The organism is Paucibacter sp. KBW04, from assembly GCF_003852425.1.
GTDB lineage: Bacteria > Pseudomonadota > Gammaproteobacteria > Burkholderiales > Burkholderiaceae_C > Paucibacter_A.
In genome coordinates this window covers 276173-296733 of the sequence record NZ_QAJN01000001.1, presented here as the reverse complement: position 1 = coordinate 296733, position 20561 = coordinate 276173, and the positions used below count along the sequence as shown (strand labels likewise).

The 20561-nt window shown below is 63.3% G+C and carries 17 protein-coding genes and 1 pseudogene; 8 read left to right on the top strand and 10 right to left on the bottom strand.

The features are described from left to right. Positions 1 to 42: 42 nt before the first annotated feature. Complete coding sequence (locus tag DBR47_RS01360) at positions 43 to 1083, bottom strand: porin (protein ID WP_124446196.1); 1041 nt, start codon at positions 1081 to 1083, stop codon at positions 43 to 45. Positions 1084 to 1346: 263 nt separating this feature from the next. Between DBR47_RS01360 and DBR47_RS01355 the strand changes: the two genes are divergently transcribed. The 6 genes from DBR47_RS01355 to dnaJ all read left to right on the top strand — a co-directional run bounded on the left by DBR47_RS01355 (position 1347) and on the right by dnaJ (position 8105). After that, positions 1347 to 2048 (top strand): response regulator transcription factor, encoded by a 702-nt coding sequence (locus DBR47_RS01355; protein WP_124446195.1) that lies wholly within the window; start codon positions 1347 to 1349, stop codon positions 2046 to 2048. A gap of 4 nt (positions 2049 to 2052) precedes the next feature. Beyond that, on the top strand, positions 2053 to 3531 hold the full coding sequence (locus DBR47_RS01350; RefSeq protein ID WP_124446194.1) for a sensor histidine kinase: 1479 nt from the start codon (positions 2053 to 2055) through the stop codon (positions 3529 to 3531). Beyond that, on the top strand, positions 3528 to 3980 hold the full coding sequence (locus DBR47_RS01345; protein ID WP_124446193.1) for an RNA-binding S4 domain-containing protein: 453 nt from the start codon (positions 3528 to 3530) through the stop codon (positions 3978 to 3980). Before DBR47_RS01350 ends, DBR47_RS01345 begins: the two co-directional genes overlap by 4 nt. Before the next feature lie 146 nt (positions 3981 to 4126). Next, positions 4127 to 4672 (top strand): nucleotide exchange factor GrpE, encoded by a 546-nt coding sequence (grpE, locus tag DBR47_RS01340; RefSeq protein WP_124446192.1) that lies wholly within the window; start codon positions 4127 to 4129, stop codon positions 4670 to 4672. Positions 4673 to 4867: 195 nt separating this feature from the next. Beyond that, positions 4868 to 6829, top strand: a complete 1962-nt coding sequence (dnaK, locus tag DBR47_RS01335; RefSeq protein ID WP_124446191.1) for a molecular chaperone DnaK — start codon at positions 4868 to 4870, stop codon at positions 6827 to 6829. Positions 6830 to 6959: 130 nt separating this feature from the next. After that, positions 6960 to 8105: a molecular chaperone DnaJ gene (gene dnaJ, locus DBR47_RS01330; protein WP_124446190.1), complete on the top strand. Its 1146-nt coding sequence runs from the start codon at positions 6960 to 6962 to the stop codon at positions 8103 to 8105. A gap of 76 nt (positions 8106 to 8181) precedes the next feature. Here dnaJ and DBR47_RS24645 read toward each other — a convergent pair. Then, a pseudogene (locus DBR47_RS24645) lies at positions 8182 to 8265 on the bottom strand (DUF4440 domain-containing protein); the annotation flags it as partial. A 229-nt stretch (positions 8266 to 8494) separates the two neighbouring features. Between DBR47_RS24645 and DBR47_RS01325 the strand changes: the two are divergent. Continuing rightward, a complete protein-coding gene (locus tag DBR47_RS01325) occupies positions 8495 to 10114 on the top strand; it encodes a response regulator (RefSeq protein WP_124446189.1) in 1620 nt (539 codons plus the stop codon). Positions 10115 to 10201: 87 nt separating this feature from the next. Then, on the top strand, positions 10202 to 10699 hold the full coding sequence (locus DBR47_RS01320) for an NADH-quinone oxidoreductase subunit B family protein (RefSeq protein ID WP_124446188.1): 498 nt from the start codon (positions 10202 to 10204) through the stop codon (positions 10697 to 10699). A 425-nt stretch (positions 10700 to 11124) separates the two neighbouring features. Here the strand turns inward: DBR47_RS01320 and DBR47_RS01315 are convergent, their stop codons facing one another. The 8 genes from DBR47_RS01315 to ppsA form a co-directional block, all read right to left on the bottom strand. Beyond that, positions 11125 to 12270: a PA0069 family radical SAM protein gene (locus DBR47_RS01315; RefSeq protein WP_124446187.1), complete on the bottom strand. Its 1146-nt coding sequence runs from the start codon at positions 12268 to 12270 to the stop codon at positions 11125 to 11127. Between the two features lie 52 nt (positions 12271 to 12322). Further along, complete coding sequence (gene dnaB, locus DBR47_RS01310; protein WP_124446186.1) at positions 12323 to 13771, bottom strand: replicative DNA helicase; 1449 nt, start codon at positions 13769 to 13771, stop codon at positions 12323 to 12325. Between the two features lie 227 nt (positions 13772 to 13998). Next, positions 13999 to 14451: a 50S ribosomal protein L9 gene (rplI, locus tag DBR47_RS01305; RefSeq protein WP_124446185.1), complete on the bottom strand. Its 453-nt coding sequence runs from the start codon at positions 14449 to 14451 to the stop codon at positions 13999 to 14001. Between the two features lie 13 nt (positions 14452 to 14464). Further along, positions 14465 to 14755 (bottom strand): 30S ribosomal protein S18, encoded by a 291-nt coding sequence (gene rpsR / locus DBR47_RS01300; protein ID WP_102767400.1) that lies wholly within the window; start codon positions 14753 to 14755, stop codon positions 14465 to 14467. Between the two features lie 81 nt (positions 14756 to 14836). After that, positions 14837 to 15106 (bottom strand): primosomal replication protein N, encoded by a 270-nt coding sequence (gene priB, locus DBR47_RS01295; protein WP_370454849.1) that lies wholly within the window; start codon positions 15104 to 15106, stop codon positions 14837 to 14839. 100 nt (positions 15107 to 15206) lie between these two features. Then, complete coding sequence (gene rpsF, locus DBR47_RS01290; protein ID WP_124446183.1) at positions 15207 to 15569, bottom strand: 30S ribosomal protein S6; 363 nt, start codon at positions 15567 to 15569, stop codon at positions 15207 to 15209. Positions 15570 to 15738: 169 nt separating this feature from the next. Next, positions 15739 to 17823: a sodium:solute symporter family protein gene (locus DBR47_RS01285; protein WP_370454858.1), complete on the bottom strand. Its 2085-nt coding sequence runs from the start codon at positions 17821 to 17823 to the stop codon at positions 15739 to 15741. Between the two features lie 254 nt (positions 17824 to 18077). After that, complete coding sequence (gene ppsA / locus DBR47_RS01280; protein WP_124446182.1) at positions 18078 to 20486, bottom strand: phosphoenolpyruvate synthase; 2409 nt, start codon at positions 20484 to 20486, stop codon at positions 18078 to 18080. Positions 20487 to 20561 lie beyond the last annotated feature (75 nt).

Here is a 20561-nt window from a genome sequence, read left to right as displayed (position 1 = left end):
GCCCTCGCTTGGAGGCCCGACAGATGCGGGCCTCACAGGGGGTCAGAAGGCGTGGTAGATGCCCGCCTCGACACCGCCCGAGCTCTGGCCCGGCAAGACGTCGGAGCCGCCTTGAATCAGGAACACGCCCTTGTCGCTATTGGTGACGCGCGACACGGTGGTGTAGAGCGCCGTGCGCTTGGACAGATTGTGGCGATAACCCAGGGCGATCAGATTGCCGGTGTAGTCATTTCCGGTGACCGAATGGGTGTTCTTGGACTGCACAAAACTGGCGCGCACAAGGCCGGCGCCGATCTTGTAAGTGCCGCCCAGCACCCAGTTGCTTTGCTTGCGCACGGTCTGCTCGCTGACGTGGTACAGCGCCATCAACTGCGCGTCACCAACCTTGTAGCTGGCGCCCAGGTTGTAGACCTTGAACTTGTCACCAGCGGCGTTGTTGTCGGTCTGCGAGTAAGCGGCGGCGGTATCGAAGGGGCCCGACGCATAACCCAGGCGCAGACCCAGCAGCTTGCCGGTCGAGCCTTCGCCCGGCGCCACCATGAACTGACCGTAGACGCCGCCCAGATTGTCCGGCAGGTGGTAGCCCACGGTATTGTCCGAGCGGACCACGGTCTTGGCCGTCGAGGACTTGCCGTCAAAGCCGTAGATCATATTGTTGGCACCGGCCACGCCGTTGGTGCCAAAAACGTTGAAACGGCTGATGTTCCAGAACGAGGGGGTGTAGTCACGGCCCAGTCGCAGTTCGCCCAATGCGTCACTGTCCAGGCTCACCGTGGCACGACGACGCCAGTCGCCACCCGCACCGGTGTCGGGGCCGATCGCACCTTCCAGATGGAATTTAGCTTGCAGGCCCTGGCCCAGGTCCTCAACACCGCGAAAGCCGATGCGGCTGGTCTGCAGGCCGTCGATGCTTTGCTGGGTCAGCGACTTGTCGCCGTTCTTCAGGTATTGCACGCCCAGATCAAGAACACCGAAGACGGTGACGCTGGACTGCGCCTGCGCCACGCCGCCCAGGCCCAGCAGCAATGCCGCGAGCAAAGTGGTCGTAGCGGGGCGGGCCAACAGGGATTTGTTCTTGCTCATCAATGGGTTCTCCGTGAAATGTTGTTGTGAACGTCGAGCACCAGCACAGCCCTCTTCGCTGCACCAAGGCGGCACTTGACGAGCCCGAATGGTGCGTAGCGAGGCTGTCAAATCGCTGTCCACCACCCTGGGGAAAACCTGTAGAAGCGCCGTACAAGGTCGATGGCTATTGATGAGCGCCCCGGGGCGGTCTGCACCACCCTCAAGCGGGAAAGGCGGCTTGAGGCGACCCGGCGCCCCTTTGACACTGGTATCGTGCCGGCATGAATTTGCTGCTGATTGAAGACAATGCGGCGATGCAGGCCACCCTGCAACGCTCCTTCGAGCGCCGCGGCATCCGCGTGACCTGCTGCGGCGACGGCGCCCAGGCCCTGGCGCGCTGGCGCGAGTGCAAGCCCGATGTGGTGCTGCTCGACCTCTCCCTGCCCGGCCGCGATGGCCTGGAGTTGCTGTCCGACGCAAGAGCCGAAAAACTCGGCACGCCCGTCATCATCCTGACCGCCCGCGGCACCGTGGGCGACCGCATCCTGGGCCTCAATATCGGGGCCGACGACTATCTGCCCAAGCCCTTCGACCTGGATGAGCTGGAAGCGCGGGTGCGCGCCCTAGCCCGCCGCCGCCAGGGCTCTGGCGCTCAGGCCGGCCTGGGCAGCGGCGAGAGCAGCGGCGACGGCGCCAGCTTCTGCGGCCTGCGTGCCGACACGCTCAGCGACGCCGTCTATCACATGGGCCTGCCACTGGAGCTGCCGCCGCGCGAGGCGGCGCTCTTACGCGCCCTGTTGGCAAGACCCGGCCAAGCGCTCAGCAAGGAGCGCCTGAGCAGCCTGGTGTTTGGCGATGCCGACGAGGTCCAGCCCGATGCCATCGAGGTGGTCGCCTACCGCTTGCGCAAGAAGTTAGCCGCCACCAACGCGCGCATCGTGACCCTGCGCGGCCTGGGCTATTTGCTCAAAGCCGAGAGCTGATGCGATGGAAGTTTTGAGCCGCCTGCGTCGGCGCACGGGCAGCTTGTCCATGCGCAACCGCCTGCTGCTGGGCATCTTGCTGCCGGTGGGCTTGCTGGTGGTGATCAACGCCAACCGGCTCTACCACGATGCCCTGGGCGCCATCGACACCGCCTACGACCGCACCTTGCTGGCCTCGGCCAAGGCCATCGGCGAGTTGCTGGAGGTCTCGGCCGCCAGCGGCACGCCGCGGCTCCAGGCCACCGTGCCCTACTCTGCTTTGGAAGCCTTTGAGGCCGACAACCGCAGCCGCATGTTTTACAAGGTGACCGGCTTCCAGGGCGAGCTGGTTTCGGGCTTTGACGACCTGCCGGCCTGGAAGGGCGAGCTGCCCGATCGCGGGCCTTATGCGGCCCTGGTGGATTTCTACGACGACCACTACCAGGGCGAGCCGGTGCGCATCGCCGTGCTCTTGCAACCCGTGTCCGACGAGGCCGGCATGGGCTTGGCCACCATCCAAGTGGCCGAGACCCTGGAGCTGCGCCGCACCCTGGCCCGCCAGGTGCTGATTGCCACGCTGTGGCGCCAGGCCGCCTTGCTGGCGGTGATTGCCGCCGTGGTCTGGCTGGTGGTGCAGCGCGCCACCCGGCCGGTGCGCGAGCTGAGCCGCGCCATCACCGCGCGCGAAGGCGATGATTTGCGCCCCATCCACGCGCCGCAGACGCCGGTGGAGCTGATGCCCCTGATCGCCGCCATCAACGAGGCCTGGGACCGCCAGGCCAGCCTGCTCAGCCACCAGAAACGCTTTGTGCGCGACGCCTCCCACCAGCTGCGTACCCCGCTGGCGGTGCTCAAGGTGCAGGTGCAATCGGCCCAGCGCGGCGACCTGCCCCTGGCCCAGGCCCTGGACGAGATCGGCCTGACGATTGACGGCGCCACCCAATTGGCCAACCAGATGCTGGCCCTGGCCAAGGTGGAGCAGCTGCGCCAGCAAGGCGACCCACCGGCCCTGGATCTGGCGCTGACGGTGCGCGAGGTGGCGCTGGATTTGGCGCCGCTGATCGCCGAGGCCGGCCTGGACTTTGAGCTCGACACCCAGCCCTGCACCGTGCTGGGCCACGCCTGGGCGCTGCGTGAACTGGTGCGCAATCTGCTGCACAACGCCCTCAAACACAGCCCCAAGCAAGGCCGCCTGAGCGTGCGCCTGCGCCCGCTGGACGGCATGGCGCAGCTGGCCATCGCCGACAGCGGCGGCGGCATCCCCGCCAGCCTGAGGCCGCGCCTGATGCAGCCTTTTGCCAGCGGCGGCAATGCCGGCGGCACCGATGGCGCCGGCCTGGGCCTGGCCATCTGCCGCGAGATCGTGCAGTCCATGGGCGGCAGCATCAGCTTGGAGAATCGCCTGGCCAAGTCCGCCAACGGCGCCAAGCACCCAGCCGCGGCCCGGGTGCTTGGCCTGGACGCGGTCGTGCGTCTACCCTTGGCGGACAATCTAGCCCCATGAGTTCGCAAAACGACAAGAGCAAGTCGGCCGGCAAGGGCCAAGGCGGGGCTGCAAGCGGCCTGCGCCTGGACAAATGGCTGTGGGCCGCGCGCTTTTTCAAGACGCGCGCCCTGGCGGCCGAGGAAATCGGGCATGGCCGGGTGCAGATCAATGGCCAGGTGGCCAAGGCCTCACGCGAGATGAAGATCGGTGACCTCGTGAGGCTGCGCCAGGGCGAGCACAGCCGTGAGGTCTGGGTGCGCGGACTCAGCCACATCCGCGGACCCGCCCCGCAGGCCCAGGCGCTGTACGAAGAGACGCCAGAGAGCCAGGCCGTCCGCGAGCGCGCCATCGAGCAGCGCCGACTGGCGCCCGAACCGGCCCAGTCCATCACCCAAGGCCGCCCCACCAAACAAGACCGCCGCCGCCTGGCCGATTGGGATCGCTGGAGCGCCAGCGATGAGGCCTGATTTGAAGCCGATCAGGGGCTGAAAGCGGCCTCGCCCGCCTGAGCGACAATCTCAGCTTCGGGTTTTCCGAGTGAAAGCTTCCAAAATACCCTCTTGAAACGCAGGGCATGGCACCCATATGCCCGCCACTGCTTCTTTACTGCACCATGAACAACGCTCAAACAAACCCTCAAGACCCCGCCGGTGAAGCCTTGAACAAGGCCGCCGATCTGAGCCAAGAACAAGGCGCGAACGCCGGTCCGGAAGCCAAGCTGGCCGAGGTGGAAGCGCGTCTGGCCGAGATGTCCGACGCCTATCTGCGCGCCAAGGCCGAGGTGGAGAACATCCGCCGCCGTTCGGAAGAAGAGATGTCCAAGGCGCGCAAATTCGCCGTGGAGTCTTTCGCCGAAGCCCTGCTGCCGGTGATGGACAGCATGGAAGCCGCCATCGCCATGCCCGAAGCCAAGGTCGAGACCGTGCTGGAAGGCGTGCACGCCACCAAGCGCCAGCTGGCCTCGGCCCTGGAGCGCAACAAGGTGCTGGAGATCAACCCCGCCGCCGGCGCCAAGTTCGACCCGCATCAGCACCAGGCCATCTCGGTCGTGCCGGCCGAGCAAGACCCGGGCACCGTGGTGGCCGTGTTGCAAAAAGGTTATCTGATCAATGAACGCGTGCTGCGCCCGGCCCTGGTGACCGTGTCGGCCCCGCGTTGATCGCAAGAGACAGCGCAGCCCACCGCGATTGCCTGTTTCAAACGTTAAAAATTTCGCAGCAATGCGCAAGCCCAGCCCCTTGAAAGGGCAGGACTTATCCACAGCTTAGAAGCATCAGCTTCAACTCAACAAGACAGCGCCGCCGGCGGCCCCCGCCGACCGCGCCGAACACAGCAGTTATCAGGAGAACGAAACATGGGAAAGATCATCGGCATTGACTTGGGCACCACGAACTCGTGCGTGGCCGTCATGGAAGGCAACACGACGCGTGTGATCGAGAACGCCGAAGGCGCTCGCACCACGCCGTCCATCATTGCTTATCAAGAAGATGGCGAGATCCTGGTCGGTGCCTCGGCCAAGCGCCAGGCCGTCACCAACCCTAAGAACACGATCTACGCCGTCAAGCGCCTGATCGGCCGCAAGTTCGGCGAGAAGGAAGTGCAGAAGGACATCGACCTGATGCCCTACACCATCACGGCCGCCGACAACGGTGACGCCTGGGTGGACGTGCGCGGCAAGAAGCTGGCGCCTCCGCAAGTCTCGGCCGAGATCCTGCGCAAGATGAAGAAGACCGCCGAAGACTACCTCGGCGAAGAAGTCAGCGAGGCCGTGATCACGGTGCCCGCTTACTTCAACGACGCCCAGCGTCAGGCGACCAAGGACGCTGGCCGCATCGCCGGTCTGGACGTCAAGCGCATCATCAACGAGCCCACCGCCGCTGCCCTGGCCTTCGGCCTGGACAAGCACGGCAAGGGTGACCGCAAGATCGCCGTCTATGACTTGGGCGGCGGCACCTTCGACGTCTCCATCATCGAAATCGCCGATGTGGACGGCGAAATGCAATTCGAAGTGCTGTCCACCAACGGCGACACCTTCCTGGGCGGCGAAGACTTTGACCAGCGCGTCATCGACTACATCGTCAGCGAGTTCAAGAAGGAACAAGGCGTCGACCTGACCAAGGATGTACTGGCCCTGCAGCGCCTGAAGGAAGCCGCCGAAAAGGCCAAGATCGAGCTGTCGAACTCCTCGCAGACCGATGTCAACCTGCCCTACATCACCGCTGACGCTTCGGGCCCCAAGCACTTGAACGTCAAGCTGACCCGCGCCAAGCTGGAAGCCCTGGTGGACGAGTTGATCGAGCGCACCATTGCGCCCTGCCGCACCGCCATCAAGGACGCTGGCGTGTCGGTCAGCGCCATCGATGATGTGATCCTGGTCGGCGGTATGACCCGCATGCCCAAGGTGCAGGAGAAGGTCAAGGAGTTCTTCGGCAAGGAACCGCGCCGTGACGTGAACCCGGACGAAGCCGTGGCCGTGGGCGCTGCGATTCAAGGTCAGGTGCTGGGCGGCGACCGCAAGGACGTACTGCTGCTGGACGTCACCCCCCTGTCCCTGGGTATCGAAACCCTGGGCGGCGTGATGACCAAGATGATCAAGAAGAACACCACCATCCCGACCAAGTTCAGCCAGGTGTTCTCGACCGCCGACGACAACCAGCCGGCCGTGACCATCAAGGTCTACCAAGGCGAGCGTGAGATGGCCACTGGCAACAAGAGCCTGGGCGAGTTCAATCTGGAAGGCATCCCGCCGGCACCGCGCGGCACGCCCCAGATCGAAGTCTCCTTCGACATCGATGCCAACGGCATCTTGCATGTGGGCGCCAAGGACAAGGGCACCGGCAAGGAAAACAAGATCACCATCAAGGCCAACTCCGGCCTGTCTGAGGCCGAGATCGAAAAGATGGTCAAGGACGCCGAAGCCAATGCGGCCGACGACAAGCTCAAGGTCGAGTTGGTGCAAGCCAAGAACCAGGCCGACGGCATGGTGCACAGCGTGAAGAAGTCGCTGACCGAACATGGCGACAAGCTGGAAGCCGCCGAAAAGGAAAAGATCGAAGCCGCGATCAAGACCTTGGAAGAAGCCATCAAGGGCGACGACAAGGCCGATATCGAAGCCAAGACCGAAGCCCTGATGACGGCCAGCCAGAAGCTGGGCGAGAAGATCTACGCCGAAGGCCAAGGCGCTGAAGCCGCCGCTGCGGCAGCCGCTGGCGCCGGTGGTGCCGAGCACGCCCAAGGTGCTCAACAGGCTTCCGCCAAGCCGGCCGATGACAACGTCGTCGATGCCGAGTTCAAGGAAGTCAAAGACTCGAAGTAAGACCGAGCTCAAGGCACCGGGACTGCAAAGTCCCGGCCCTTGAATCCCGCCGCCGCGCCGCAGCTCCCAGGGGTTTGATACCCCAACGGCTAGGCGCGGCGCTGTTGTTTGATACGCACGGACCCCGCCCATGGCAAAGCGTGACTATTACGAAGCCCTCGGTGTCGCCAAAACGGCGACCGAGGACGAAATCAAGAAGGCCTATCGCAAGATGGCCATGAAATACCACCCCGACCGCAATCAGGGCGAGGGTGCGAAAAAGGCCGAAGAGCAATTCAAGGAAGTCAAAGAGGCTTACGAGATGCTCTCCGACGCGCAAAAGCGCGCGGCCTACGATCAGTATGGCCATGCCGGCGTGGATCCCAATATGGGCGGCCGTGGTGGCCCGGGTGCGGAAGGATTTGGCGGCTTCGCCGAGGCCTTTGGCGACATCTTTGGCGACATCTTCAACGGTGGCGCGGGTGGCGGTCGCCGCGGCGGCGGCCAGCAGGTCTACCGCGGCAACGACCTCAGCTACGCCATGGAGATCACGCTGGAAGAAGCGGCGCGCGGCAAAGAGTCGCAGATCCGCATCCCCAGCTGGGAAGGTTGCGAGACCTGCGGTGGCTCCGGCGCCAAGCCCGGCACCAGCGCCAAGAGCTGCGGTTCTTGCAATGGCTCGGGCACGGTGCATATGCGCCAGGGCTTCTTCTCGGTGCAACAGACCTGCCCGCACTGCCACGGCACGGGCAAGATCATTCCCGACCCCTGCACGGCCTGTAACGGCCAGGGCAAGGTGAAGAAGAGCAAGACGCTGGAAGTCAAGATCCCGGCCGGCATCAATGAAGGCATGCGCATCCGCTCGGCCGGCAATGGTGAGCCCGGTGTCAACGGCGGCCCGGCGGGCGACCTCTATATCGAGATCCGCATCAAGCAGCACGATATCTTCGAGCGCGACGGCGACGACCTGCACTGCACCATGCCGGTGGGCCTGACCACGGCGACCCTGGGTGGCAGCATCGAGGTGCCGACCCTGGGCGGCAAAGCCGAGATCGAGCTGCCCGAAGGCACACAGCACGGCAAGACCTTCCGCCTGCGCGGCAAGGGCATCAAGGGCGTGCGCTCCAGCTACCCCGGTGACCTCTACTGCCACATCAGCGTGGAGACACCGGTCAAGCTGACCGAGCATCAGCGCAAGCTGATGAAGGAGCTGGACAAGAGCTTCCGCGACGGCGGCGAGCGCCACTCGCCCAATGCCAAGAGCTGGACCGACCGGGTCAAGGACATCTTCAAGTAAGGTCTAGGCCAGCCACAAGCCAACGCCCGCACTCGCAAGAGTCCGGGCGTTTCTTTATTTAAACGGCAGGCGAAACTCAAGCCTCGTACAGCGCCAGCGGCAGACCGTCGGGGTCGGCAAAAAAAGTGAAGCGCTTGCCGGTGTATTCATAGCGCCGGATGGCGCTCTGCCGCCAATCCCTGGGCATTGCCAGCCTTGACTCACAACTACCCCTGTTTTTGCGCGCATTTCGCACGTTAAGCCCGGCTACACAAGCTCAAGCGCTCAGGACATGCGGCCGATAATGACTTTGTGAAGTCCTCTTTGCATTGCCTCCGCCCCACCCGCGAATCCGCCCTGACTCAAGCCAGGGTCGAGGACCGCCGCCGCTTGAACGGTGGAGGTGCTAGATGGCCGTGATGGACAGCAGCATCCAGGACGCCAGCGCCCTGATCATCGACAGCAACTCCACCTCGCGCAGCCTGATGTCCGCGCAGCTGCGGGATCTGGGCGTGGGCACCGTGCGCCAGGCCACACGCATCCACGATGCGCGCATGATTCTGGAGCACAAGGCCTATGACATCGTGCTGTGCGACTACCACTTCGAAGGCACCGAGATGTCCGGCCAGGACTTGCTGGACGAGTTGCGCCGCGAGCAGCTGCTGCCCTACTCCACCGTCTTTGTGATGGTCACCGGCGAGGCCACCTACGCCAAAGTGGCCGAGGCGGCCGAGGCCGCACTCGACGCCTATCTGATCAAGCCCTATACCAGCGCCTCCCTGTCGGAGCGACTGACGCATGCACGCCATCGCAAGCGGGTGCTCAAAGACATCTTCGAAGCGATTGAGAAGCAAGACTTCGAAACCGCCGCCGGCCATTGCCTCAAACGCTTTGCCGCCAAGGCGGAGTTCTGGCTTTACGCCGCCCGCATCGGCGCCGAGTTGCTCCTGCGTCTGAACCGCTATACCGATGCCCGCAAGCTCTACGACGCCATCGTCGAGGCCCGCACCGTGCCTTGGGCGCGCCTGGGTGTGGCACGCACCGAGCTGATTTCGGGCAATGTCATCGCCGCACGCCGTACGCTGGAAACGCTGATCGGCGAGATCCCCGACTACGCCGACTCCTACGATGTGATGGGCCGGGTGCAGATGGAGCAAGGTGAGATCGCTGGCGCGCTCAAGACCTACCGCATGGCCGCCTCGCTAACCCCCGGCTGCCTGCTGCGCCAGCAAAGCTGCGGCAGCCTGGCTTTTTACGCGGGCGAACGCGCCGAGGCACTGAAGATGCTGGAACGCACCATGGCCCAGGGCCTGCGCTCCAAGCTTTTCGACATGCTTAGCTTGATGTTGGTGGGCCTGATGCGCTTTGATGCTCGTGACAGCAAGGGCTTGAAGTACGCGCAAGACGCCCTCGTCCAAGAACTGGAGCGCAAGCCCAAGGATCAGCGTTTGCAGCGATTCGCCGTGGTCTTCCAGGCCTTACGCGCCCTGCAGGATCGCAAGATCGGGGCAGCGCTGGAGCTGGCCCGCCAGCTCTCGGCCGAGATCGATCAGGAAGACTTCAATCTGGAAGCCGCCACCTTGCTCGTGGGCGTGTGGATGCGCCTGGCCGCGCAAGATGTGCAACTGGACGAGATGCCGCCTCTGATGCAGCGCCTGGGCCTGCGCTTTTGCACCTCCAAGGCCAGCACCGAGTTGCTGGTCGCCATGACCGAGGGCAATGAGGCCGTGGCTCAGGAGTTCCAGACCTGCCACACGCGTATTTTCGAAATCGCCGAAACCGCCATGCGCCACAGCATGCGAGGCTCGGCCCGCATCGGCGTGGCCCTGTTGATCCAGCAGGGCGAAGAAACTCGCAATGCCAAGCTGATCGATATGGCCAGCCTGGTGCTCAAGCGCCATGCCGAAAAAATCGAGGACGCCCAGGCCCTGGCCGATCAAATCGTCGAGTTGCAGAAACACTATGTCCTGCCGCTGGGCATGACCACCAGCCGCAGCCGCGCCGCCGGCGGACTGGCCTTGCGGACCTGAAGCGAGGCCAGGGGCTGGCGCGTATCGCTGCGGCGATGTCGGAGTTGTTCAAGACGAGCCGCCGCAGCCCGGGGCACCATGCGGGCCATGGACAGCCCCAACAACACCTACTCACTTGAACGCGATGGCTTTGTGCTGAGCAAGCTGGAAGACCTGCTGCATGCGGCGCAAAGCAATAGCCTCTGGTACATGACCTTTGGTCTGGCCTGCTGCGCGGTGGAGATGATCCACGCGGCGGCCGCTCGCTACGATATGGAGCGCTTCAGCATGATCCCGCGCCCTAGCCCGCGGCAGTCGGACCTGATCATCATCTCCGGCACCTTGACCAACAAAATGGCCCGCGCCCTGCGCCGCGTCTACGACCAGATGGCCGAACCGCGCTATGTGATCTCCATGGGCTCCTGCGCCAACGGCGGCGGCTACTACCATTACAGTTATTCGGTGGTGCGAGGCTGTGATCGCATCGTGCCGGTGGACGTCTACGTCCCCGGCTGCCCGCCTACGGCGGAGGCTTTGCTCTACGGCATCTTGCAGCTGCAGCGCAAGATTCGCGAGGCTCAGGAGCGCCCCACCCTCTTGCGCTGAGGCCTTCACGAACCGCCAGATAATTTTCTGATGCCAAACATTGCCCGCCTGCTCGCCCCCGATGCCGATCTGTGCGATTGCCTGCGAGCCGGATTTGTGCGGGATACCCGCCATGAATCCAGCCAAGATCCCGCGACTGAGATCAACCGCTTTCCGGCATGCCTTGGTGCGGAACTGGAAGGGCTTGGCCGCGAGTATTCGGTCGACCGACAACGACTCCCGACGCTGGCGACTCGTCCAGGCCTGGTTGCGTCCGCAATGGCAGGCGCTTATGCCGCAGCACATAGGCTTGTTGGCCGCCTTGACCAGCCAGTTGCGCCATCTAAGCGTCAAGGCCTGCACTCAGATGCTCGGCTACAACGACTGGCCCCTCACCCGCTGCACCCAGGCCTTCACCGGCTTGGCGCCGCAAACGAAGCCCGGGCCTAGAACAGCTCTCCCTGCGCCTTGGCAGGCGCCTCGCCCCCACCTTGGGGCGGCTGGAATTGGCTGAGGTCCAGGGTCAACCGCTCCCGGTTCAGCCCCAAGCGCGCGCAGGCTTTGCGCAGGCGCTGGCGCACCAGGTCCGCCCACAAGCCCTCCCCTGTCATGCGGCTGCCGAAGCGTGCGTCGTTGTCTCGCCCACCCCGCATCTCTTGCACACGCGCCATGATGCGCGCGGCGCGGTCCGGCACATGCTGCTGCAACCAGTCCTGAAACAAGGGGTTCACCTCCCAAGGCAGACGCAGGGCAATGCTGAAGGCGCTGCGCGCCCCCATTTCGGCGGCGGCTTCCAGCACCTGCTCCAACTCGGGCTCGTTGAGAAAGGGGATCAAAGGCGAGACGCTGACCCCCACAGGCACGCCGGCCTCGGCCAAGGCCTGCAAGGCCTTCAAGCGGCTTTGCGGCGAGGCCGCCCGGGGCTCCAGAACACGGGCCAGGCCAGCGTCCAAGGTGGTGATGGAAACATAGACCGAGGCCAGTCCAGCGCGACCCATGGGCCCCAGAAGATCGAGGTCACGCAAGATGCCAGCCGACTTGGTGACGATGGAGACCGGGTGGCGGCAATCGTGCAGCAACTCGATCAAGCCACGGGTGATGCGCAGCTTGCGCTCGATGGGCTGATAGGCATCGGTGGCGGCACCCAGGCAGAGCAGCTGCGGGCGGTAGCTGGGCTTGCTCAACTCGGTGCACAGGCGCTCGGCGGCATTCATCTTGGCGACGATGCGGGTCTCGAAGTCCAGCCCCGGCGAGAGATTGAGATAGCTGTGAGTGGGGCGCGCAAAGCAGTAAACGCAGCCATGCTCGCAGCCCCGATAAGGGTTGATGGAAAGATCGAAGGGAATGTCGGGCGACTGATTGCGGCTGAGGATGCGGCCCGCCTGCTCCTCAATGATCTGGGTGCGAGGCGGCAGGACCTGTTCGTCCACCGACTGCTCCAGCGTACCCCAACCATCGTCAAAAGCCTCGCGCTGATCGCGCTCGAAGCGGTGGGCAATCGCCCAGGCCGTGCCTCGGCCCTTGAGTGCCTCAGCAGGCACCAGCTGAGAGGGCCTGGCGACGACGGCGGGAGTACGGGATTTAGTAGACATACTGTATTTTCATACAGTATTTCTCTTTGCGCCAGGCTTGTGCCTTCTTTCTTTAATACTCGGCGCTGGCCGGGCTGACGTAGTCGGGCGCCAGGTTCTCGAACTTGGTGTGCATGCGCTGGAAGAAGAGCTTGACCGTGCCCACCGGGCCGTTACGTTGCTTGGCGATGATGATTTCCGCCACGCCCGGCTCCTTGCACTCTTCCTTGGTGTAGTACTCGTCGCGGTAGATGAACATGATGATGTCGGCATCCTGCTCAATAGCGCCGGACTCGCGCAAGTCGGACATCATGGGGCGCTTGTCGGGCCGTGTTTCTACCGAGCGATTCAGCTGCGAGAGCGCAATCACCGGGCATTGCAACTCCTTGGCCAGGGCTTTCAAGCCCCGCGAGATTTCACCGATGACGGTGGCTCGGTTTTCCTCGTTGCCGCCGTTGCCGCTCATCAGCTGCAAATAGTCGATCACGATCAGGCCGAGCTGGCCGCAGATACGGGCCTGGCGGCGCGCGCGTGCGCGCACCTCGCTAGGCGAGAGGCCGGGGCTCTCGTCGATGAAGATGCTGGCCTTGCCCAGCTTGTCGACGGCCTCGGACAGGCGCCCCCACTCGTCGTCAGCCAGACGGCCGGTGCGCAGATGGCCTTGGTCGATGCGGCCGATGGAACCCACCATACGCAGGGCCAGCTGGGCCGCGCCCATTTCCATGGAGTAGATGACGACCGGCAGGCCCTCGTTGATGGCCACGTTCTCGGCGATATTCACCGCAAACGCCGTCTTGCCCATGGAAGGACGCGCCGCCAGCACGATCAAATCGCCGGGCTGCAGGCCGGCGGTCTGGCGATCCAGATCGAAGAAGCCGGTGCGCACGCCGGTCACGTCCTCGGCGCCGTTTTCGGCCAGTTCGTTGACGCGGTCGATCAGCGCAACGACGAGGTTGTCCATGCTCTGGAAACCTTGGCGGCTGCGTGAACCTTCTTCACCGATGCGGAAGATCTTGCCCTCGGCCTCGTCCAGGATTTGCGTGACCGCCCGGCCTTGCGGCGCCATGGCCGCGGTGGCGATCTCATCGCTGGCGGTGACCAGCTTGCGCAGGATGGCGCGCTCGCGCACGATTTCGGCATAACGACGCAAATTGGCGGCACTGGGCACGCTCTGCGCCAAGGCATTCAGGTAGGCCAGGCCGCCACAGTCCTCGGCCTTGCCGATGGAGGTCAGCTCCTCGAACACCGTCACTACGTCGGCCGGCTTGCCTGCGTTGATCAGCTTGCCGGTGGCGGTGAAGATTTGCTTGTGTTCGAAGCGGTAAAAGTCGGACTCGGTCAACAAATCGCCCGCCCGGTCCCAAGCCGAGTTGTCGATCAGCAGGCCGCCCAAAACGCTTTGCTCGGCCTCGATGGAATGCGGCGGCACGCGCAGGCGCGAGACATCATCGTCACGGCGCTCGCCACCATTGGCGGAGCCGGGAGGAGTCGGCAGGGAGGGAGATGAAAAAGTTGCGCTCATCAATGAACTCGGAAACAGCGATTGGAGGCTGAGGCAGCCTGCGAAAAAGGCTCCGGACCTGGTGTGGTGTTTCACACTGTATGGAACACCACACTAGCAGGGACAAGGCTGGGAGAGCAGAAGCAATGAAAAGCAAAAAGCCGACGGCTTCATCAGCGTCGGCTTTTCTATGCTACCCCGAAACAGGGCGGCTAAGGGGCGCGGTTGCGCCCGATTTTGAGCACGAATTACTCGGCTTCGCGAACCACTTGGACGCTGATCTCCACAACCACATCGGTGTGGGGAGCCACGTTCACAGAGAACTCGCCCACGGCCTTCAGAGGACCCAGGGGCAGGCGCACTTGCGACTTGGCGATAGCAAAGCCCAGCTTGGTCAGTGCGTCAGCGATGTCAGCATTGGTGACCGAGCCGAACAGACGGCCGTCCACGCCAGCCTTTTGGCTGATTTGCACGGTCTTGCCGTTCAGGCTTTCGCCCAAGGCTTGAGCCGCTGCCAGCTTCTCAGCAGCAGCCTTTTCCAGCTCAGCGCGCTTGGCTTCGAATTCCTTGATGGCCGATTCCGTGGCACGACGTGCTTGACGGGTGGGGATCAGGAAGTTGCGTGCATAACCGTTCTTAACCGTGACGACATCGCCCAGGTTGCCGAGGTTTGCCACTTTTTCAAGCAGAATAATTTGCATGTTGGGCTACTCCTCAAACCTTGTGCTGGTCGCTGTAGGGCAGCATGGCGAGGAAACGCGCACGCTTGATGGCCACAGTCAGTTGACGCTGGAAGAAAGCGCGCGTGCCGGTCAGACGTGCGGGCGTGATCTTGCCGTTTTCGCCGATGAAATCGCGCAGGGTGTCGATGTCCTTGTAGTCGATCTGCTCAACACCGGTGACGGTGAAGCGGCAGAAACGCTTACGACGGAACAACAGAGATTGGGTATTGCGCTTGGGCTTCTTGTCCTTGGAGAAGCGACCCTTGCCACGTGGTGGTGCCATTTTGTGACCTCTTTAATTTAATCCGGATTCGAACAATTCCGTGTTTGATTCTGTGACGCTGAGTTTGGCGGCCTAAGGCCATCAAGTCTCAAGGGCGGTGATGTGGAAGATCACACCTTTGCCGTTTCGTTGGGTGGTGAGGAAGCCCTTGAACAGAGCATGACCACCGACACCCAAAGCTTGCAGACGCTTGCCCAATTCACCGATCACCACCGCCTTGAGCTCCATAGAGACTTTGCGAGGTTTGCCAGCTTCCTGAACCTGGGACTCATGCTTCAAGCAGCAGTCCAAGGCCATCAAACCGGCTGGTGTATATCGAACAAGCCCCAACTCCAGCAGCTGCGCTTGCAAAACCAGTTGGTTCAAATGAACGTCACCGATGTCACAGCAAATTTGCGCAGCGAAGCAGAGCTGAGAACAAGCTTCACTTCAAACACTTGGCTTGGCCTGATTAGGCCGTCGCGACTTGAGGCGCCTTGCGAGCGTCTTCGCGTTCCACGGTCTTCATCATCACCGACGGGGTGGTCTCGGCCTTGGCCTTGACAACGGTCAGGTGACGCAACACGGCGTCGTTGAAACGGAAGCCGGTTTCGAGCTCTTGCAGCGTCTCAACGCTGCACTCGATGTTGACGCACAGATAGTGAGCCTTGGCCAGCTTCTGGATCAGGTAAGCCATTTGACGGCGGCCCCAATCTTCGACGCGATGCACGGCACCACCACCAGTGGTGATCAGGCTCTTGTAACGCTCCAGCATGGCCGGAACTTGTTCGCTTTGATCCGGATGGATCAGCAGAACGATTTCATAGTGACGCATTGAATACTCCTTGTGGATTCCAGGTCGCCCGGTGTCGAGATATTTCGCGACTTTTTATTTCCGGCTGCCCTGAGGAAGCCGTGCTACAGCGTCGATTCACGTAGTCACGGCAAGGGGGAACCCAGGATTCTAAGCTATTTTTTGAAAATGACCTAGCTGGAACGACAGCTCAGGCCTCAGGCGGGCTGCGCAGCTTCTCCAGCAATTGCAGCTGTGCACTCTCAGGTGGGGCCGTCACCAGGCTGACCAGCCAGACCGTGACGAAGCCTGCCGGCACGCCGAACAAGCCCGCCGAGATGGGCTGTATGCCCCACCACAGCTCGGCCGGCCCCTGCAGGCCCAGGGCCGCCCGCAGCCCAGGCGTAGCCACGGCCATGTAGTAGCACGTCACCGCCAGGCCCACCATCATGCCGGCCACGGCCCCCCGCCCGTTGGCGCGGCGCCAGAAAATACCCAGCACCAGGGCCGGGAAAAAGGCCGCAGCCGCGACCGAAAACGCCGCCGCCACCAAGGCCAGGATATCCGCCGGCCGCTGCGCCGCCACCGCCGCTGCCGCCAAGGCCGTCACCAGCAACAAGGCCTTGGACAGAGTGACCCGGCGCGTCATCGCGGCCGCTGGATTGAGGCTGCGGTAGTAAAGATCATTGGACAAGGCGGCCGAGATGGTCAGCAGCAAACCATCGGCGGTGGACAGGGCTGCGGCCAAGCCCCCCGCCGCCACCATGCCCGAAACCACAAAAGGCAGGCCCGCCAACTCGGGCGTCATCAGCATGATGATGTCGCTGCTGATGCGCATCTCGCCCAGCTGCAAGATGCCGTCACCGTTGATGTCGGCCACCGAGAGCAGGCTGGGGTCCACCCGGCTCCACTGCGCGATCCAAGCCGGCAGCTGGGCGAAAGAGCTGCCCACCAACTGGGTGAAGACCTCGTACTTGACCATCACCGCCAGGGCAGGCGCGGTGAAGTAAAGCAAGGCGATGAAGAACAGCGACCAGCCCACCGATTTGCGCGCCTCCGCCACAGAAGGCGTGGTGTAGTAGCGGGTCAGCAGATGCGGCAGGCCAGCCGTTCCCACCATCAGGCAAAACATCAGGGCCAGGAAATTGCGGCGGGACTCCTCGAACTGCTGACGCTGCGCCGGCGTGCCCGCCGGATCGCCCGAAAAAATTTGTGCCTGCGGCGGCATGCCGACCAAGGGCTGGGCACGGGTCTCATTCATCACCCGCCCCCGCTCCCATTGCTCCTGCGCGTCGGCCGGTGTGCGGGGCAAGGCGGCCTGGCGCTTTTCGGCGGCCTGCACCTCGGCCAAGGGCGCGTCATGGGCCTTGAGCTCGGCCACCTGGCGGGAAGCTTGCAGGCGATCCTGGGCCAAGGCCGTCGGTACATCCTGCAGTTTCTTGTCGAAGGCCTCGGCCTTTTGAGCAAAAAGCTGTCGCACCTGCAGCTCGGCCGGATCCTTGACCAACTCTTGCTCGCGCACGGTCAGCTTCTGCAGCTGATAGCCGTAAACCAACTGCGGCAGGGGCACGCCGGTTTGCTTGGCACACAGCCATACCACCGGCACCAGATAAGCGATCACCAAGACGATGTATTGCGCCACCTGGGTCCAGGTGACGGCCCGCATGCCGCCTAGAAATGAGCAAACCAACACGCCGCCCAAGCCAACAAATACGCCGATCTCGAAGGTCAGGCCGGTCAGCCGCGAGGTGATCAGGCCCACCGCATAAATCTGCGCCACAACGTAGATAAAAGAAACCAGGATGGCCGCCGCCGCACCGATCAAGCGCGGCGCATGGCCGCCATAGCGCGCGCCCAAAAAGTCAGGGATGGTGTATTGCCCAAAGCGCCGCAGATAAGGCGCCAGCAACAAGGCCACCAGGCAAAAGCCTCCCGTCCAGCCCAGCACAAAGGCCAGGCCGGCGTAGCCAGACAGGTACAAGGTACCCGCCAGGCCGATGAAGGAGGCGGCACTCATCCAGTCCGCCCCGGCGGCCATGCCGTTGTAGATGGCGGGCACGCGACGGCCGGCCACGTAATACTCGTCGGCGTCGGTCGTGCGGCTCAGCAGGCCGATGCAGGCGTACACACCCACGGTGGCGGCCAAAAAACAAAAACCTATCCAGGTCTTGGGCATGCCCAGCTGTTCGAACAAGGCCAGCGCCAGCACGAACAGGATGAAACCCAGGGTGTACCAAAGATAGATGCGCCGCAGGCGTAGGGCCAAGCCATCGTCTTGGCGAGCCGGAGCGGGAATGGGCGTGGCGGAAGCAGAGGGCTGAGAAGTCACGGACAAAGACCCAGAGCGAGCCCGGGCAAGACGGAAACAGGTGCGAAACAGACGCAAAACAGACGCAAAACAGACGCAAAACAGGCTGCCATCATGCGAGCCACAAGCCCGCCCTGTCGATAGCGAAGAACCCGCCCTTTGCTCATCGCTCGCCCGCCTTGCAGTCAGGCTCGCCATGAAAAACGGCCTCCGCAGAGGCCGTCACAGATCGCTAGTTCAGCTTAACGCTTGGCCAGACGCTGCCAAGTCTCGATCACCGAGTCAGGATTCAGGGAGATGGACACAATGCCTTCCTCCGCCAACCAATCGGCGAAGTCGGGATGGTCGCTGGGGCCTTGGCCGCAGATGCCGATGTACTTGCCGGTGGAGCGGCAGGCGCTGATGGCACGCGAGATCATGGCCTTGACGGCGGGATCACGCTCATCGAAGTCACCGGCCAATTGCTCCAGGCCCGAGTCACGGTCCAGGCCCAGGGTCAGCTGAGTCAGGTCATTGGAACCAATCGACATGCCGTCGAAATGTTCCAGGAACTGGTCGGCCAGGATGGCGTTGCTGGGCACCTCGCACATCATGATGACGCGCAAGCCATCCGTGCCCCCGGCGGCCGCACGCTTCAAGCCGCGCTCGGCCAACATGCCCACCACACGCTCGGCCTGGCGAACGGTACGCACGAAAGGCACCATGATCTCGATATTGGTCAGGCCCATCTCGACCCGGGCGCGCTTCAAGGCCTCGCATTCCATCGCGAAGGCGTCTGAGAACTCGCCGCTGATGTAGCGCGAGGCACCCCGGAAACCCAGCATGGGGTTTTCTTCATCGGGCTCATAGCGCGAGCCACCGATCAGCTTGCGGTACTCATTGCTCTTGAAGTCCGACAGACGCACGATCACCGGGCGCGGGAAGAAAGCGGCGGCGATGGTGGCAATGCCTTCCACCAGCTTGTCCACGTAGAAAGCGCGCGGCGAGGCGTGACCACGGGCGACGGACTCGACGGCCTTTTTCAGGTCGGCATCAATATTCGGATAGTCCAGGATGGCCTTGGGGTGGACGCCGATATTGTTGTTGATGATGAACTCAAGCCGGGCCAGACCCACGCCTGCGCTAGGCATTTGCGCGAAGTTGAACGCCAGCTGCGGATTGCCCACATTCATCATGATCTTGACCGGGCAGTAAGGCAGCTCGCCGCGATGCACCTCGCTGACCTCGGTTTCCAGCAGACCGTCGTAGATATAACCGGTATCGCCTTCCGAGCAAGCCACGGTGACCAGCTGGCCGTCCTTGAGCTTCTCGGTCGCGTCACCGCAGCCCACCACTGCCGGGATGCCCAGCTCGCGCGCAATGATGGCGGCATGGCAGGTGCGGCCGCCGCGGTTGGTGACGATGGCGGAGGCCCGCTTCATCACCGGCTCCCAGTTGGGGTCGGTCATGTCGGTGACCAGGATGTCGCCGGGCTGGACGCGGTCCATCTCGGCAATGCTCTCCACCAGACGCACCGGGCCAGTGCCGATCTTCTGACCGATGGCGCGGCCTTCGGCCAGGATAGCGCTATGGCCTTTGAGCTTGTAGCTGTGCTCGACCTGGCCTTCGGCCTGGCTCTTCACCGTTTCCGGACGAGCTTGCAAGATGTAGATGCGGCCATCGACGCCGTCACGGCCCCACTCGATGTCCATGGGGCGCTCGTAATGCTTCTCGATGATCATGGCGTACTTGGCCAGCTCAATCACCTCGGCATCATTGAGCGAGTAGCGGTTGCGCATTTCGGGCGCGGTGTCCACCGTCTTGACCAACTTGCCGCTCACGGCCTTTTCTTCCGGCGTGGCGAATTCCATGCTGATCAGCTTGGATCCGAGGTTACGGCGGATGATGGGCAGTTTGCCGCGCGCCAGGGCGGGCTTGTGCACGTAGAACTCGTCGGGGTTGACGGCACCCTGCACCACGGTCTCACCCAGGCCATAGCTGGAGGTGATGAAGACCACGTCCTTGAAGCCGCTCTCGGTGTCGATGGTGAACATCACACCGGCCGAGCCCAGGTCGGAGCGCACCATGCGCTGCACACCGGCGCTCAAAGCCACATCGGCGTGGGCGAAGCCCTTGTGCACACGGTAGCTGATGGCGCGGTCGTTGTAGAGGGAGGCAAACACCTCCTTCATCTTGTGCAGCACTTCCTCGATGCCCACCACGTTCAGGAAGGTCTCCTGCTGGCCGGCAAACGATGCGTCGGGCAGGTCTTCGGCGGTGGCGGAGGAACGCACGGCAAAAGACACGCCGGGGTTGTCGGCCGTCAGCTGGGCGAAGGAGCTACGGATCTGCGCTTCCAGATCGGCCGGAAAGGGCTGCGCCTCCAACCAGCCGCGGATTTCCGCACCGGCTTCGGCCAGGGCGCGCACATCGTCGGTATTGAGGGTGGCCAGACGCGCTTCGATGCGTTTGTCCAGCCCTTCATGCTTGAGGAACTCGCGGAAGGCATGGGCCGTGGTGGCGAAACCACCGGGCACACGCACGCCGGAGGCTGCGAGTTGGGAAATCATTTCGCCGAGGCTGGCGTTCTTACCGCCGACCACCTCGACATCCGTCATTCTCAGATTCTCAAAGGGAACGACCAGGGCGGTCGGCTCATAGCGTTGTGACATGGGAAAGCTCCGGGATGTAAAAAAATCGGTGCTCCCGCAATGACGCCAGCCAAGAGGCCAGGGGCGTCATCCATC

Excerpts from the sequence above, each read along its gene's own strand:
- DBR47_RS01360 (WP_124446196.1), bottom strand. The coding sequence starts at position 1,083 with ATGAGCAAGAACAAATCCCTGTTGGCCCGCCCCGCTACGACCACTTTG.
- DBR47_RS01355 (WP_124446195.1), top strand. The coding sequence starts at position 1,347 with ATGAATTTGCTGCTGATTGAAGACAATGCGGCGATGCAGGCCACCCTG.
- DBR47_RS01350 (WP_124446194.1), top strand. The coding sequence starts at position 2,053 with ATGGAAGTTTTGAGCCGCCTGCGTCGGCGCACGGGCAGCTTGTCCATG.
- DBR47_RS01345 (WP_124446193.1), top strand. The coding sequence starts at position 3,528 with ATGAGTTCGCAAAACGACAAGAGCAAGTCGGCCGGCAAGGGCCAAGGC.
- grpE (WP_124446192.1), top strand. The coding sequence starts at position 4,127 with ATGAACAACGCTCAAACAAACCCTCAAGACCCCGCCGGTGAAGCCTTG.
- dnaK (WP_124446191.1), top strand. The coding sequence starts at position 4,868 with ATGGGAAAGATCATCGGCATTGACTTGGGCACCACGAACTCGTGCGTG.
- dnaJ (WP_124446190.1), top strand. The coding sequence starts at position 6,960 with ATGGCAAAGCGTGACTATTACGAAGCCCTCGGTGTCGCCAAAACGGCG.
- DBR47_RS01325 (WP_124446189.1), top strand. The coding sequence starts at position 8,495 with ATGGCCGTGATGGACAGCAGCATCCAGGACGCCAGCGCCCTGATCATC.
- DBR47_RS01320 (WP_124446188.1), top strand. The coding sequence starts at position 10,202 with ATGGACAGCCCCAACAACACCTACTCACTTGAACGCGATGGCTTTGTG.
- DBR47_RS01315 (WP_124446187.1), bottom strand. The coding sequence starts at position 12,270 with ATGTCTACTAAATCCCGTACTCCCGCCGTCGTCGCCAGGCCCTCTCAG.
- dnaB (WP_124446186.1), bottom strand. The coding sequence starts at position 13,771 with ATGAGCGCAACTTTTTCATCTCCCTCCCTGCCGACTCCTCCCGGCTCC.
- rplI (WP_124446185.1), bottom strand. The coding sequence starts at position 14,451 with ATGCAAATTATTCTGCTTGAAAAAGTGGCAAACCTCGGCAACCTGGGC.
- rpsR (WP_102767400.1), bottom strand. The coding sequence starts at position 14,755 with ATGGCACCACCACGTGGCAAGGGTCGCTTCTCCAAGGACAAGAAGCCC.
- rpsF (WP_124446183.1), bottom strand. The coding sequence starts at position 15,569 with ATGCGTCACTATGAAATCGTTCTGCTGATCCATCCGGATCAAAGCGAA.
- ppsA (WP_124446182.1), bottom strand. The coding sequence starts at position 20,486 with ATGTCACAACGCTATGAGCCGACCGCCCTGGTCGTTCCCTTTGAGAAT.